This is a genomic window from Cellulomonas sp. NPDC058312 (assembly GCF_042880135.1).
Classification (GTDB): Bacteria; Actinomycetota; Actinomycetes; order Actinomycetales; family Cellulomonadaceae; genus Cellulomonas.
Window position 1 is genome coordinate 524,425 of record NZ_JBHVZE010000004.1, and the last position, 13,425, is coordinate 537,849.

Sequence of the window (13,425 nt, forward strand, 5' to 3'; positions counted from 1 at the left end):
TGCACCGGGGTCGCGGCTCCCCGCGTCGGGGTCCGGGCTCAGGCCCGGCCCGCCCTGCGCCGCCAGGCGACCAGAGCCGTGCCCACCAGGAGCAGCAGCACCGCAGCTCCGGCCGCGGCTCCCGCCTCCGCACCGGTCGCCGCCAGCGGCGCACCCGGCGCTGCGGCCGGAGTCGTCGCGGCCGGAGGCGCTGCGGCCGGAGGCGTCGCGGCCGGCAGGTAGGTCACGACCACCTGGGCGGACGTGACGTCGCCCTCGAGGTCGCTCACCCGGTAGCCCACGGGCGTGGGGTCGCCCCGGAACCCGTCCTGCGGGGTGAACGTGATCGCACCGGTACCGGGGTCGACCGTCCAGGTGCCCTCGCCCGTCACGACGAGCCGGGTGACGACGCTGCCGTCCGCCGGGTCGACGAGGCGCACACTCCTCGGGTCGAGCCGGCCCGCGTCGTTGCCGACTACGTCCACCGTCACCGCCGTGCCCGGCGCGTTGTCCCGGGCGACGTCGTCGGTCGCCTGCGGCAGGTAGGTCACCACGACCTCGGCCGTCGCCGTCAGCCCGTTCGCGTCGGCCACCCGGTAGCCGACCGGCGTCGGGTCGCCCCGGAACGTCGTCGTCGGGGCGAACGTCACCGAGCCCGTCGCGGCGTCGACCGTCCAGGTGCCCTCGCCGGGGACCGTCAGCGACGTGACCCAGCCGCCGGCGGGGTCGCGGAGCACCACGCTCGCGGGGTCCAGGGGCGCACTGGTGCCGGAGTCGTTGCCGAGCACGTCCACGACGACCGTGCTGCCGATGGCGTTACGGGTGTCGGAGTCGTCCGACGCAGCGGGCGGGGCGACGACGGTGACGACGGCGGTCGCCGCGTTGTCTGCGGGGTCGCCACGGTCCTCGACGGCAGCGACGTTGGTCAGGGTGGTCCCGGCCGGGTCGGTGACCGTCTGCGTGGCGACGACCGTCACGGTCTCCCCGACGTCGAGGCCCCGGTCGTCCGAGGCGCTGCCGCCCAGCGGGGCGAACGGACGCGAGCAGGTCAGCTCAGCGGGGAGGGGGTCGCCCGCGACGGCGTCGCAGGTGACGGGGCCGCGCTCCAGCGGGCCGTCGGTACCGCCGGTGGTCGTGACGGAGGTGAGCACCGCCGGCCCGGTGCCCGGCACGCTGTCGCGCAGGGTCACGACGTCGCCGCGGGTCATCGCGGCCGGGCCGCGGTTGGTGACGGTGACCGTCCAGGTCAGCACGTCCCCGGTGACTGCCGTCGCGGAGCCGAGCTGCGGACCGCCGTCGACCGAGACCGTCTTGGTCACCGCGAGGTCGTAGCCGCACTCCACCCAGTCGAGCGTGATCGAGCCGGGCGCGCCGGCGCCGGTGCCCGTCTGACGGCCGACCGCGGTCGCGCCGACACCGGTCGCGCCGGCCGCCACCAGGCTCGAGCCGCCGCCACCGCCACCGCCCGCGACGGTCGAGATCACGGTGCCCGAGCCGTCGGGGTCGGTGTTCTGGATCAGCGTCGACGCACCGCCACCGCCGCCCTGGTAGCCGCCGCCACCGCCGCCGCCCGCGTCGTAGTTCGGGTCGTACGCCCCGGCACCGCCGGTGCGACCGGCGCCGGGGAGGCCGTTCAGCGTGGCGTCCACGCTGTGCACGCCACCCGCACCCGGGGTCGCGGCCCCGCCGGCGCCGCCACCGACGACGATGCGGTCGCCCCCGGCGGTGACGCCCTCGTAGCCGTCGGTCCCCGCGGAGCCGGGTGCGACCACGCCGGCCGCGACGGGCAGACCGGCGTCGCCACCGAAGCCATCGACCGAGACCGAGTGGCCGCCGCCGGACCCGCCGCCGCCGCCCGCGAGCACCGCCAGGTCGCCCCCGAGCGTGAGCTCCGAGGCGCCGCCGCCGCCCGCGCCGCCGTGCTGGCCGGAGACCGCACCGCCGGCACCGCCGCCGTTCGCCCCGCCGGCACCGCCCTGGTTGCCGCTGTTCTCCCGGCCACCGCCGCCGACGGACCCGCCGAAGGCCGTCCCCGGCACGACGTCGAACGTCGCGGTCACGCGCGCGGCACCGCCGTTGGACCCCGTGCCGTTGGCTCCGGCCGCGGCCCGGCCACCGGCGCCGCCCACCACGACGACCTCGACCGCGCAGACGCCGTCCGGGACGACCCCCGAGATGGCACCGACGCCGAAGACGGCGGTGGGCGCCGACACCGCGGGGTCGGCGAGCGCCGCGGGCGCGAGGGCCACCGGGACCACGCCCGCGGCGAGGACCGCCACCGACGTCAGGCCGGCGAGGGCGACGCGGCGCGCTCCGGTTGGACGGTCTGCGGACGTGGACCTGTGCTGCACGTGTCTCCTCCATGCCGACCCGACCGGCTCGCGCCTGTGCGCCGCGGTCGTCACCTGCGGTCGGCACGCGGACGCGACCGACTCCTGCGGGAGCCTGGTGGACGAAGGTCCCGCTGCGGGGTCTGGCGGGCGGGGTTCACCCCGGCGTTCACCTTCCGGGACGCCCGATATGCGGTGTTTTCCCCCGTTACCCACGTCCGAGGTCGCGTGTCAGGGCGGCCGCCGCGGGCGCCTCAGTGCGGCGGGCGCAGGTCCGCGAACGCCGTGCTCGCCCGGCAGCCGAGCTCGCCCGGCAGCAGGCACACCGACAGGACGTACACGTCCTCCACCACCCCGTCGGCGTACCGCGCGACGAGCACGCGGTCGTCGTCGTCCCCCGTCGCCACCGCGACGACCCGTCGCGGCGCGGGCGCGGTATCAGCCCGCCCGGGGAGTCAGCCGCGCGAGCGCGTCCTCGACCAGCTCCGCGCGCCCCGGCTCGAGGGACCGCACCCACCGGGTCCGCAGCTCGTCAAACGTGGCCGCGCCGATCGCCATCATCTCGACACCGCGCGGCGTCACCCGCAGCCGCTTCAGCCGGGCGTCGGCGGGGTCGGCGACGCGGTCGACGTAGCCCAGCTGCTCCAGCGTCGCCACCGACTTCGCCGCGGCCTGCCGGCTGACCCCGAGCGCCCGCCCGAGGTCGGAGGCGTTGTCCGCGCCCTCGGTGATCGCAGAGAGCGCGAACTCGAGGTGCGCGCTGACCCCGGGATGGCCGCGGCGGTCAAGCTCTGCGACGACCTCCTGGACCAGCGCCTCGAACCCTTCGATCAGCAGGCGCGCCAGGCGCACCCCGCTCCCGCTCGTCGCCATGCCCCGATGCTAGGTCGACCCCGGGGCATTGACAACAAGGTTGCGCACTCAGAGACTGACAACCACGTTGTCTATCGAGGAGAAGACCATGTCCCACCCCACCGCGACCATCCCCCCGGTCCAGCACCACCGCACCGAGGTCAACGGCACGACCCTGCACCACGTCACCGCCGGCACCCGCGGCACCACGGTCCTGCTCGTGCACGGGTTCCCCGAGACGTGGTGGGCGTTCCACCGGCTGATCCCGCTGCTCGCGGAGCACCACCGCGTGGTGGCCGTCGACCTGCGCGGGTTCGGCGACTCCGCCGTCGCCGACGACACCGTCACGAGCACGGTCGCCGCCGAGGACCTGCACCAGCTGATCGCGGCCCTCGGCGCCGGGCCGGTGCACCTCGTCGGTCAGGACATCGCCGGCGGGACCCTGCTGCGCCTCGCGACCGCGTACCCGCAGGACGTCGCCAGCTTCACCGCGGTCGAGATGGGCCTGGCGGGCTTCGGGCTGGAGGCGTTCGCCGACGTCACCCGCGGCGGCTCCTGGCACATCGGCGCCCTCGCGGCACCGGGCATCGCCGACCTGCTGCTCACCGGCCGCGAGCGCGACCTGCTGGGCTGGTGGTTCCCGACCACCACCGCGGTCGCGGGCGCCGTCACCGAGGCCGACCTCGACGAGCTCGCGCGCACGTTCGCGCGACCCGGCGGCTGGCGCGGTGCCGCCGGCCTGTACCGGTCGATGCTGGCCGAGGGAGCGCAGAACCAGGAGATCGCGCGCCGCCACCCGGTCGCCGTCCCGGCCCTCGCGGTCGGCGGCTCCGGGGGCGAGCTCACGGCGGCGACGCTCCGGCAGGTCGTCAGCGCGGACCTCACCTCCGTGCTGCTGCCCGGGGTGGGGCACCACGTCGCCCTGGAGGCGCCCGGCGCGCTGGCGGCGGCGGTGCTCGACCTGACCCGGGCGGTGGGCGGGTGACGCGTTCCTGGTGACAGCGCGAGCTCGGTCCGCGGACACGCCGGACGCCCGGGTCGACGACGGACCACCCGATCCGAGCCATGTCTGCCTCAGAGCGCGTCCTCTGCGCACCGGCGGTCGCCCCGTGCAGATCCCGACCCTCCCCGCGGGCCCGCCGGTCGAAGGGGCGCAGCCCCCGCACGGGTGGAACTGACCGTTGCCTCCCGAGTCGAGTCGCGAGCGCCGCTACTCTGCGTCCGTGACCTCGATGTTCGATGACCCCGACGCCGCGCTGGCGCGTGTGCAGGCTGACATCCGCGCTGCTCAGGAGCGTGCCGAGCAGGCCGCCGACTTCCAGGAGGTCGTGGGTCGCGTCCGTGGCCACGCACGCAGCCCTCGCGGCGAGGTCACCGTCGAGGTCGACACCACCGGGCAGCTCGTCAACCTGCAGCTCGCGGACGCCGCCACCGACATCGTCGCGCGGGACCTGTCCGGGCTCATCCTCGACACCGTCCGCGCCGCCGCGAAGGACGCCGCCCGGCAGACGCTGGCCGTCACCGCCGAGACCTTCGGCGAGCAGTCGCCAGTGACCGGCGCGATGCGCGCCGAGCTCGCGCCTCGGCTCGGCTGACCGTGGACGGGTTCCAGGTCGACACCGAGGTACTGCGCCGACACGCCACCCGCGTGAGCCAGGTCGCCGGCGACATCAGCACCGCCCAGGCTGCGGCGGGCTCGTCGAACCTGAACGGCGGGGCGTTCGGTGTCCTGTGCTCGTTCCTGCCTCCGATCGTCGCGAGCACCGACCAAGCCGCCAAGGACGCGATCGCCGCCGTGCGCGAAGCGACGGACGGCATCGTCGCCGAGCTCGCCGCGATGGCGCGCTCGATCGACCAGACCGACCAGGCCGTCGAGACCCGCATGGAGCACATCAGCCGGGTGCTGGCGCGGTGACCGCGAATCCGTTGGTCGCCGGTCCGGTCGACACCTCGACGGCGTTCGGTGGTGCGGGTCTGCTCGACTCGCTGCACAGCCTGAACTCGTCATTGCAGTCCGGCGACTGGGTGGGGTCGGCGTTGTCGGGGGCGGGGGTCGCGCTGGACGCGATCGCGACCGCGATGGACCCGGTCGGGTCGCTGATCGCGGCGGGCCTGGGCTGGATCATGGAGCACCTGGAGCCACTGAAGGGCTGGCTCAACGACCTGACCGGTGACGCCGGTGCGGTGCTCGGGTTCGCCGCGACGTGGGACAACGTGGCCAGCGCGATGAACAGCGCGGGTGACGAGCTGGGTCGGCTCGTGCAAGCGGACCTGGAGGCCATGTCCGGCGCCTCGGTCGCGGCGTACGTGGCGTACGCGAACGGGCTGGCGGACCGGGCACGCGCTGCGGGGACGTCGGCGTCGGCGATGGGGTCGGCGCTGCGGACGTGCTCGACGATCGTGCAGGTCGTGCACGACCTGGTGCGGGACACGCTGTCGCAGATCGTGGGCAGCATCATCTCAGCCGTCGGGTTCGCGGTCCTGACCGTGGGGACCGGCATCCCGAAGGTCATCGCGGATGTGTCCGCGCGGGTCGCGTCGGTCTCATTGAGGATCGGCCGGCGAGTCACGGCGGTCATCGAAGCGGTCAGCCGGCTGCGGGGGTTGCTGCGCGAGATGCAGGACATCCTGTCGCAGCTGGCCTCGGGGGTGCGCGGGCGGCTTCCGGGTGCTGCACACGTCGAGTCTTCCGTGTCGGTGGCGCATCCTGTGAGCCGCGACTGGGGAGTCGCGTTCTTCGACCGCGACATCCTCGAGTACTACGTGGGCGACAGGGCCCGGCTCGGCAGCGGTGCGGCACCCTTCTTCCATATGCCCGCGGAGGACGCAGGGCAGTTCCAGTCGGCACGTGACATCCTGCGGGAGACGGGGCACGCCCCGAGCATCCAGCGGGCGTTCGATCGAGCCGGGCCTGACGGGCCGGAGATCTTCGGAATCTCCTTCCCGCGCGAGGGGCTCGAGCCGAGAGTGCCCCAAGCTCAGGACGCCGGGGGATGGCCGCACTACATCGAAGGCGGAAGAACGGCAGTGCGGCAGGAAGACGGGTCCTTCGTGATCAACCAGACTCGGGAGTACGTGATCGATGGCGCACCACGCGTCCCGGACGGCAGCGTGCTCTTCCGCTTCAACCCCGATGGATCCTGGGCCCCTCTGAGGAGGTTCCCGTGACGCGATCAAGACCGTGCGATGTCTGCTCCGCGACGGTGCTCGCCGGTGCGCACGAACCGTTCATCGTCGACGACCTCGATGCGCGACTGCGTCTGTGGCGGTGTTCGGTGTGCTCGACGCTGTGGTTGGAACCTCTGGGCGCCCCACCTCGACCCGCGTCGGAGGCCGACGCCGATCAGTGGCTGACGGGGTGGCGCGAAGCGGAGCAGTGGATCGCCGGCACGACCGTTCAGAGCCTCCTTCAGGATCACAGGCAAGGCACGGTGTCCGATCGGATGTTCGTGGTGGCGCTGCTCCACCACGACGTCCTGTCGACACCCGTAGATCACGCCGACACATCCCCACTTCACCTCTTCAGTGATCATGCGACCGCGCAGCACGCCGGGGGTAAGGGCAGCTACGAGTGGGGGTCCGTAGCGACGCTCCTGCGCTGGACGAGCGGCCACCGACCCGTCGTTCTCGACGTGGCTGAGGCCTGGGCGTGCGATCTCGATGACGGCCTGATCGAGTACCTCGACGCCAAGGGTCGAGGAACGGACACGCGATCGGAACGCGAGAGGGCAGAATCGACCCGTGGTGACTGACGCGAGCAGAGGACCAGGTCTAGAGTTCCTGATCCGGCAGGGAATGCAGGGCGACAACGTCGACATCGTGGCCGCCTTGCTGCAGGCGGAGCTGGTCGTTCCCAGCGGCGGAGCGGTGGAGCCGGACTTCTCAGGGTTCGTACCGGTGCTCTACGACCGCGACGGGGTGCCGATGCTCGCCGTCTTCACATCACTCGAACGCGCTTCGTCGACGGCGAAGATAGCGCCATACGCCGTGACGATGACGGGCAGAGATGTCATCCGACGGATGCCGGCAGCGCATGGTCTCGTAGTGAACCCGGGGCACGCCGAGGGATTCGAGATGCTTCCTCCTGCCGTGCAAGCGGCCGCAGAGCGGTAGGAGCTGACCACCACGTGCGGTGGGACTGAGACATCCCGGATTCCATAGAGGCTCTGGTGTGGTCCGGGTTCCATGGAGATGGGTTGCGGGAATCCAGGGCACCGTGGTCGGTTCTCTCGTCCCGAACGAGAGGGGTGTGAGCCGTCCCGGGGCGGGGCTGTCGTCGCCGGCGGTTGCGGAAGATCTCCAGGTCATTGATGGTCGCTTTCGCCAGCTCAGACGGGTGCGCCAGCGTTTGTGGTCCAGGAGCACGACGTGCTCGACGCCGACGGAGGTACGTGCGTATCGGTCGCCTCCGCCGGCGCACACCACGGGACGAGTCCAGCCAGCCAGCAGCACGACACCGCGGGTCTCCGGTCCGCACGGGTCAGGGCGCGACGGTCGCCACCGGCGGCGGCGCGGGCTGCTCGGCGTCCGCCCGGCTGTCGCGGACGACGGCCAGCACGAGCACCCCGCACACCAGCGCGCTCACCCCGCAGACCAGGAACACCTGGTCCAGCCCGGACGCGAACGCCCGGTGCGCCAGCGCCGTGAGGGCCGCGCGGCCGGGGGCGGGAGCCGCGGCGAGGACCTGCGCCGCCCCGCCGCTGGACAGCGCCCCGGCGACGGCACCGGGGTCCGGGACCGATCCGCCGGCGACGACGTCCGCGATGCGACCCGCGAACACCGTGCCCAGCACGGCGATGCCGACGGCCATCCCGAGCTGGCGGAAGGTGGTCACCGCACCCCCGGCCATCCCGGCCCGGTGACCGGGCACCGTCGCCAGCACCGCGGAGACCAGCACCGGCGTCGCCAGGCCGACACCGAGGCCCGAGACGACCAGCCCCGGCAGCAGGACGACCCAGCCCGACGTGCTCGCGACGAGCATCATCAGCAGGGAGCCCGCGCCGATGAGCAGCATCCCGACGCCCACCGGCAGCCGGGGCGAGCGTCCGTGCAGCAGGCGCCCGAGGAACGCGGACACGGCGAACGACGCGACGCTCAGCGGCAGCACGACCAGCCCCGCGCGGATCGGACCGAGCCCCAGCAGGGACTGCAACCAGAGGGACGTGTAGGCGAAGGGCCCGAACGCGGCCGCCGACAGGATCACGGCGGTCAGCATCAGCACGACGAAGGACGGCCGGCGGAACAGGCCGAGGTCGAGCAGCGGGTGCGCGCCGCGCCGCTCGACGACGAGGAACCCGGCCAGCGCGGCCGCGGCCACCGCGAAGGACGCCACGGTCGTCGTGTCCCCCCACCCGTGCTCGCCGCCGCTGATCAGCCCGAACACCGCGGCTGTTGTCGCGAGGGTGAAGGTCAGCCCACCGAGGGCGTCGACGCGGCCGCTGGCGCTCTTCGTCTCCGGCAGGACCCGCAGCGCGAGGACGACCGCGACGACGGCCACGGGCAGGTTCACCAGGAAGATCGCGCGCCAGCTGATCCCCTGCGTCAGCACGCCGCCGAGCAGCGGGCCGGCGGCCGCGGACGCGCCGTTGACCGCGCCCCAGACGCCGAAGGCGGTCCCGCGGTCACGACCGCTGTAGGAGCTCTGGAGCAGCGCGGTCGTCGCGGCGAACATCGCCGCCGCCCCGACGCCCTGGACCAGCCGGGCGGCGATCAGCGCCCCGGCGGAGGGCGCGAGCCCGCAGGCCAGCGACGCCAGGGCGAACACGATCAGCCCGACCACGTAGGCGCCGCGCCGGCCGTAGCGGTCGGCCAGCGACCCCGCGACGAGGAGCAGGGCGGCCAGGGAGAGGGCGTAGCCGTCGATGACCCACTGCAGGGAGGTGAAGGAGGCGTCGAGGGCCAGCGCCATCGAGGGGAGGGCGACGTTCACGATGGTGACGTCGACGAGCAGCATGAACGTGCCGAGGCACACGGCCACGAGCGGAGACCACTTGCGCATCGAGGATCCTCACGAGTCAGGTGCGGCGTCCGTCGCCGCTGCCGCCACCCTCGGCGCCGCACCGCCCTACCCCCAGCCGCGCGTCGCATCACGGCGGATATCGACACCGCTACCGTGTCGACGGTGAGACTCGACGCCTTCGACCTCCTCGACCAGCAGATCCTCGCCGCCCTCCAGATCGACGCCCGCGCCCCGTTCCGGCACGTCGCCGACGTCCTCGGGACCTCCGACCAGACGGTCGCGCGCCGGTGCGGTCGCATGCGCGCGTCGGGCCGGGTGCGGATCGTCGGGCTCACCCACCCCGAGCGCCTCGGGGAGGTGTCGTGGTTCGTCCGCGCGCGGACCACCCCGGACGCCGCGGTGCCGATCGCCGAGGCCCTGGCACGCCGACCGGACACCTCCTGGGTCAGCATCACCTCCGGCGGGACGGAGGTCGTCTGCTCGACCCGCGCCCGCGACCTGCAGGAGACGGACGCGCTGCTGCTGACCAAGCTCCCGCGGACGCAGCGCATCGTCGACGTCAGCGCGCAGCAGCTGCTGCACGTCTTCTTCGGCTACGCGGCCGGCCCCCTGCTCAAGGCGGGCCTCCTCACCGACGAGCAGGTACGGCTGCTCGAGGCCGGCGTCCCCCCGGTCGACACCGAGCGGCCGGCCGACCTGGACGACACCGACCGCGCCCTGCTGGCCCTGCTCGCCGTCGACGGGCGGACCTCCGTGGAGGACCTCGCCGCCCGGACCGGCACCCCGGCCAGCACCGTCCGACGCCGCGTCACCGCGCTGCGCGCCAGCGGCGTCCTCTACTTCGACATCGACTACGACCGCAGCACCCTCGGAGCGGGCGTCCCGACCCTGGTCTGGCTGACCGTCTCACCCCGCGACATCGCGACGGCCGGTCGGGCCCTGGCCGCGCAGCCGGAGGTCGCCTTCGCGGCGGCGACGACGGGACGGACCAACCTCTACGCCAGCATCGTCCCGAGCAGCACGACCGCGCTGTACAGGTACCTCACCGGACCGCTGGCCGCGCTGCCCGGTGTCCAGCAGATCGAGACCGCCCCGGTGATCCGGAGCTTCAAGGGCGCGGCGCACGCCCACGGACCGCTGCCCCGGCCGCCACGCCCCGTCCCGGCGCCCCCGGGATCGAGCCATCCGGCCCTCGACGAGCGCGGTACCCTTCCCGACCCGGACCTGAGGAGGTCGGCACGGTGAACGCCGCGGTCGAACCAGATCCCGCGCTCGGGGTCGCCTTCCGGGAGGCCGTCTCCAGGGGGTACCGCAACGGACTCGACTTCTACGTCGAGGGATTCGACACGGCCTTCAGCAGCGAGCTCGTCATCCTCGAGCGTGCTCCCGAGGGAGGCTGCCGGGTCGTCTACTCCGACATGGGACGAGAGAACCTCCGAGCGACCGGGGATCGCGTCGAGGACGTCGTCGACGAGTTCTTCCACACGCTCTCGACCGTCGCCTGGGGTCGCGGCCGCGGGCCGAGGCCGGAACCGAGGAGGCTCGATCTCGCGGAGGTCGCTCCGGACCCGCGCTCGACGACGGACGACGCGGTCTGGGCCCAGTTCCGGGAGCGGGCTAGTCGGGGAACCGCAGTTCGACCCCCGGTTTGAGCGCGACATCGAAACAGGCGAGGACCGTGTCCGCGATGAGCGGTGGCATCGCCTCAGGTGCCCGATGAATCCCGAGCTGGGCCGCCATCTCCTCGGCGATCACGCGGCGGAGCTGCTCGAATACCTCAGCGGCAGAGGGGTCGCTCACCCGCACATGCTCGCACGCACGGTCATCAGCATGAGCGTGCGTATGGCACACCGACCACCGCGGACGCGACGGCACCGTCGGGTGTGGGCCCCAGCTGCCTGGGTGACGGACCGCTCAGTGGGGCACGCGATGCCGCAGGGGTCGTACTCCCAGACGTCGGAGACGGTGGTGTTCTGCGTGACCAGGGCGATCGGGGAGCCGAGGTCGTCGGAGACGTGCAGCGCCTGGTCGTGGAGGTTCTTGCCGGGGTTCGTCAGAAACCGTCCTGCAACGCTGTCCGTCTCGAGCACAGGGGTCACGCTCCGAGCTCTGCGGTCTCCGTCCACCGCGTCCAGCGTGCACTCTCCCGACCATGTGGTCAGGGTCCACGACAGGACGACGCCCTGAGGATCGGTTGCTGCACAACGGGACGTCGCCTCGTCTCGAACCGCACTACGGCCAGCGCGGGGCCCGGAGTCACTCCGGTTCGAGGTCGGTGACGGTCCACATCCGATCGAGGGACAGGAAGAGCTACAAGGTTTGTCCTGGATCATCTCCGTCGTTGACGACGTCGCCCCTCTCGGAGCGAAACTCGCGGCCGGGAAGTTCGACATTCGATGTGAGCAGTCCCAGCCTCGCAGGCGGCCCAGGCGTCTTCACTCTCGCCTTCTTCCCGGAGGGTGGCTCGGTCGACGAGAACGCCCTCCGGGAAGAGGTTGAGCGCAACGTCGAGGCCCTCAACGCTCAAGCCCGGGGCCCCGAGTCGCCCTAGGTGCTCGAGGCTCTGCCGACAGCGGGGCACGGACGCACTCTGCCGGCCGGTATACCCACCGGTCCGGTGCGGAGATGCGACGGTTACACCCTTCGTGACGCTGGGAGCGGCACTGGCGCTGGCCGGTACGGTCCTCGCGATCGTTGCTGAACGACGAGCCCGACGGGTGTTGGCGGTGTGCGCTCTGGTGTTCGCGACCGTTGGGGCCGTCATGCTCGTAGCTGCTGCGGTTCGCTGACCACTGACAGGCGGTGACGATTCACTCAGACGGGTCCCAGGAATCCCAGATGCGCCGCTCTGCTCGCCTCTGGCGTGATCGGCACGCGCCGGTTGACGCGTCTTCCTGGTGCATAGGCCAGCACCTTCGCTGGCCGCGGAGATGCGCGATCCCGACCGCAGGGAGAGAACCGTGAGACGTCGTAGGTAGCTCAAGGGCGGACCCTGGACGTGGCTCCGACACTCACTCGTCTCGAGGAGCACTGGGCCGAGCTCCAAGCCGCGCGCAACGCCTACCTCTTCGCGGACGACTAGTCGCTCGATCTCCGGCCGTTGGCCCGGACCCTCTTCCAGCGAGAGTCCACGGCGAACGCCGGATGCGCGATGACAGGCGCCCGACCCGCGCGAGCACCGGGCAGGACCACCAGGGTGCGGCCGCGGGCAAGCCCGGCGTCGGTCTGGTCGAGCACCTCACCAGACGGGACTGCTGCAGGGCTGGTTGACACTCCATCTGTGGGACTCGGTCCCGCTGGAAGGATGTCGCTGTGCCCAAGAAGTTCCCTCCCGAGTTCAAGCGTGACGTCGTGCGGGTCGCCCGCCGCGGCGATCTGAGCCACGCCGAGGTCGCCGCCGACTTCGACATCTCCGTGGAGTCGGTGCGGCGCTGGGTGCGCCAGGCCGACATCGACGACGGCGTCGTGGGCGGCAAGACCACGAGCGAGCAGAACGAGCTGGTCCAGCTGCGCCGCGAGAAGCGGCGGCTGGAGCAGGAGAACGAGATCCTGCGCCGCGCGGCGGCCTACTTCGCCGCCGGCTCGCTCCCAAAATGAGCTACCCGCTGGTCCGTGACCTGGCCGCCGAGGGGATCCCGGTGCGGTTGACCTGCGGGGTGCTGGGCCACTCGAGGCAGGCGTTCTACGCCTGGCTCGCTGAGCCGGTCAGCCAACGCGAGCTGGAGGACGCCTACCTGACCAACGCTCTGATCGACGCCCACGGCGATGACCCGGAGTTCGGCTACCGGTTCCTGGCCGACGAGCTCGAGCGAGCCGGCCACGACGTCGGCGAGCGACGGGTCTGGCGCCTGTGCTCCCAGCAGGGGCTGTGGTCAGTGACGGTCCGCAAGGGCCGCCGCGGGGCCGGGAAGTCCCCGGGGCCGGCGGTCCACGACGACCACGTCCAGAGGAACTTCACCGCCCAGCAGCCCGATCAGGTCTGGGTCACCGACATCACCGAGCACCCCACCGCCGAGGGGAAGCTCTACTGCTGCGCGATCAAGGACCTGTTCAGCAACCGGATCGTCGGCTACGCCCTGGACGAGCGGATGACAGCCCACCTCGCCGTCAGCGCGCTGCGCACCGCCGTCGCCAGGCGCGCCCCGACCGGCGTCGTCGTGGTGCATTCGGACCGAGGATCGCAAGGCGAAATCAATCGGTCGTCGCAACACCCCCCTGTGGTCACGGAGGTGTGGAATGTCGCGACGGCAGCAGCAGGCGGATCGGGCGTTGCGTCCGGCGATGCGATCACCGGGGCGGCCGATC

16 protein-coding genes are annotated in these 13,425 nt (G+C 72.7%); 10 read left to right on the forward strand and 6 right to left on the reverse strand.

All coding sequences use genetic code 11. The annotated features are described in order from the left end of the window. Positions 1–38: 38 nt before the first annotated feature. The 3 genes from ACFVXN_RS14965 to ACFVXN_RS14975 form a co-directional block, all read right to left on the reverse strand. Positions 39–2,330: a hypothetical protein gene (locus tag ACFVXN_RS14965; protein WP_389233984.1), complete on the reverse strand. Its 2,292-nt coding sequence runs from the start codon at positions 2,328–2,330 to the stop codon at positions 39–41. 233 nt (positions 2,331–2,563) lie between these two features. Further along, entirely contained in the window at positions 2,564–2,716 is a 153-nt protein-coding gene (locus tag ACFVXN_RS14970) for a hypothetical protein (RefSeq protein WP_389233987.1), read from the reverse strand. 31 nt (positions 2,717–2,747) lie between these two features. After that, a complete protein-coding gene (locus ACFVXN_RS14975; RefSeq protein ID WP_389233990.1) occupies positions 2,748–3,182 on the reverse strand; it encodes a MarR family winged helix-turn-helix transcriptional regulator in 435 nt (144 codons plus the stop codon). An 88-nt stretch (positions 3,183–3,270) separates the two neighbouring features. Here ACFVXN_RS14975 and ACFVXN_RS14980 point away from each other — a divergent pair, with 88 nt between their 5' ends. From ACFVXN_RS14980 to ACFVXN_RS15005, 6 genes are all read left to right on the forward strand, one after another. Beyond that, positions 3,271–4,146 (forward strand): alpha/beta fold hydrolase, encoded by an 876-nt coding sequence (locus ACFVXN_RS14980; protein WP_389233993.1) that lies wholly within the window; start codon positions 3,271–3,273, stop codon positions 4,144–4,146. A 247-nt stretch (positions 4,147–4,393) separates the two neighbouring features. Continuing rightward, complete coding sequence (locus ACFVXN_RS14985) at positions 4,394–4,756, forward strand: YbaB/EbfC family nucleoid-associated protein (RefSeq protein ID WP_389234076.1); 363 nt, start codon at positions 4,394–4,396, stop codon at positions 4,754–4,756. A gap of 2 nt (positions 4,757–4,758) precedes the next feature. Then, positions 4,759–5,076 carry a type VII secretion target gene (locus ACFVXN_RS14990; protein ID WP_389233996.1) on the forward strand — a complete coding sequence of 106 codons (318 nt, stop codon included), beginning with the start codon at positions 4,759–4,761 and terminating at the stop codon, positions 5,074–5,076. After that, a complete protein-coding gene (locus ACFVXN_RS14995; protein ID WP_389233999.1) occupies positions 5,073–6,329 on the forward strand; it encodes a hypothetical protein in 1,257 nt (418 codons plus the stop codon). The genes ACFVXN_RS14990 and ACFVXN_RS14995 overlap by 4 nt, the downstream gene beginning before the upstream one ends. 35 nt (positions 6,330–6,364) lie before the next feature. Then, on the forward strand, positions 6,365–6,913 hold the full coding sequence (locus ACFVXN_RS15000; RefSeq protein WP_389234002.1) for a hypothetical protein: 549 nt from the start codon (positions 6,365–6,367) through the stop codon (positions 6,911–6,913). After that, positions 6,903–7,274 (forward strand): SseB family protein, encoded by a 372-nt coding sequence (locus tag ACFVXN_RS15005; RefSeq protein ID WP_389234005.1) that lies wholly within the window; start codon positions 6,903–6,905, stop codon positions 7,272–7,274. Before ACFVXN_RS15000 ends, ACFVXN_RS15005 begins: the two co-directional genes overlap by 11 nt. A 367-nt stretch (positions 7,275–7,641) precedes the next feature. On the opposite strand, the gene ACFVXN_RS15010 is transcribed toward ACFVXN_RS15005, so the two are convergent. Further along, complete coding sequence (locus tag ACFVXN_RS15010; RefSeq protein WP_389234008.1) at positions 7,642–9,159, reverse strand: MFS transporter; 1,518 nt, start codon at positions 9,157–9,159, stop codon at positions 7,642–7,644. Positions 9,160–9,282: 123 nt separating this feature from the next. Between ACFVXN_RS15010 and ACFVXN_RS15015 the strand changes: the two genes are divergently transcribed. Beyond that, a complete protein-coding gene (locus tag ACFVXN_RS15015; protein WP_389234011.1) occupies positions 9,283–10,365 on the forward strand; it encodes an Lrp/AsnC family transcriptional regulator in 1,083 nt (360 codons plus the stop codon). Then, positions 10,362–10,772: a hypothetical protein gene (locus ACFVXN_RS15020; RefSeq protein WP_389234014.1), complete on the forward strand. Its 411-nt coding sequence runs from the start codon at positions 10,362–10,364 to the stop codon at positions 10,770–10,772. The genes ACFVXN_RS15015 and ACFVXN_RS15020 overlap by 4 nt, the downstream gene beginning before the upstream one ends. Here ACFVXN_RS15020 and ACFVXN_RS15025 read toward each other — a convergent pair. Next, positions 10,738–10,920 (reverse strand): hypothetical protein, encoded by a 183-nt coding sequence (locus ACFVXN_RS15025; protein WP_389234017.1) that lies wholly within the window; start codon positions 10,918–10,920, stop codon positions 10,738–10,740. The genes ACFVXN_RS15020 and ACFVXN_RS15025 overlap by 35 nt on opposite strands. Then, complete coding sequence (locus tag ACFVXN_RS15030) at positions 10,917–11,210, reverse strand: hypothetical protein (RefSeq protein ID WP_389234020.1); 294 nt, start codon at positions 11,208–11,210, stop codon at positions 10,917–10,919. The genes ACFVXN_RS15025 and ACFVXN_RS15030 overlap by 4 nt, the downstream gene beginning before the upstream one ends. Before the next feature lie 1,222 nt (positions 11,211–12,432). Here ACFVXN_RS15030 and ACFVXN_RS15035 point away from each other — a divergent pair. Further along, a complete protein-coding gene (locus ACFVXN_RS15035) occupies positions 12,433–12,717 on the forward strand; it encodes a transposase (protein WP_389234023.1) in 285 nt (94 codons plus the stop codon). Continuing rightward, a partial coding sequence (locus ACFVXN_RS15040; RefSeq protein ID WP_389234026.1) for an IS3 family transposase occupies positions 12,714–13,425 on the forward strand: 712 nt, incomplete at its 3' end. The genes ACFVXN_RS15035 and ACFVXN_RS15040, both read left to right, overlap by 4 nt.

Excerpts from the sequence above, each read along its gene's own strand:
- ACFVXN_RS14975 (WP_389233990.1), bottom strand. The coding sequence starts at position 3,182 with ATGGCGACGAGCGGGAGCGGGGTGCGCCTGGCGCGCCTGCTGATCGAA.
- ACFVXN_RS14980 (WP_389233993.1), top strand. The coding sequence starts at position 3,271 with ATGTCCCACCCCACCGCGACCATCCCCCCGGTCCAGCACCACCGCACC.
- ACFVXN_RS14985 (WP_389234076.1), top strand. The coding sequence starts at position 4,394 with ATGTTCGATGACCCCGACGCCGCGCTGGCGCGTGTGCAGGCTGACATC.
- ACFVXN_RS15010 (WP_389234008.1), bottom strand. The coding sequence starts at position 9,159 with ATGCGCAAGTGGTCTCCGCTCGTGGCCGTGTGCCTCGGCACGTTCATG.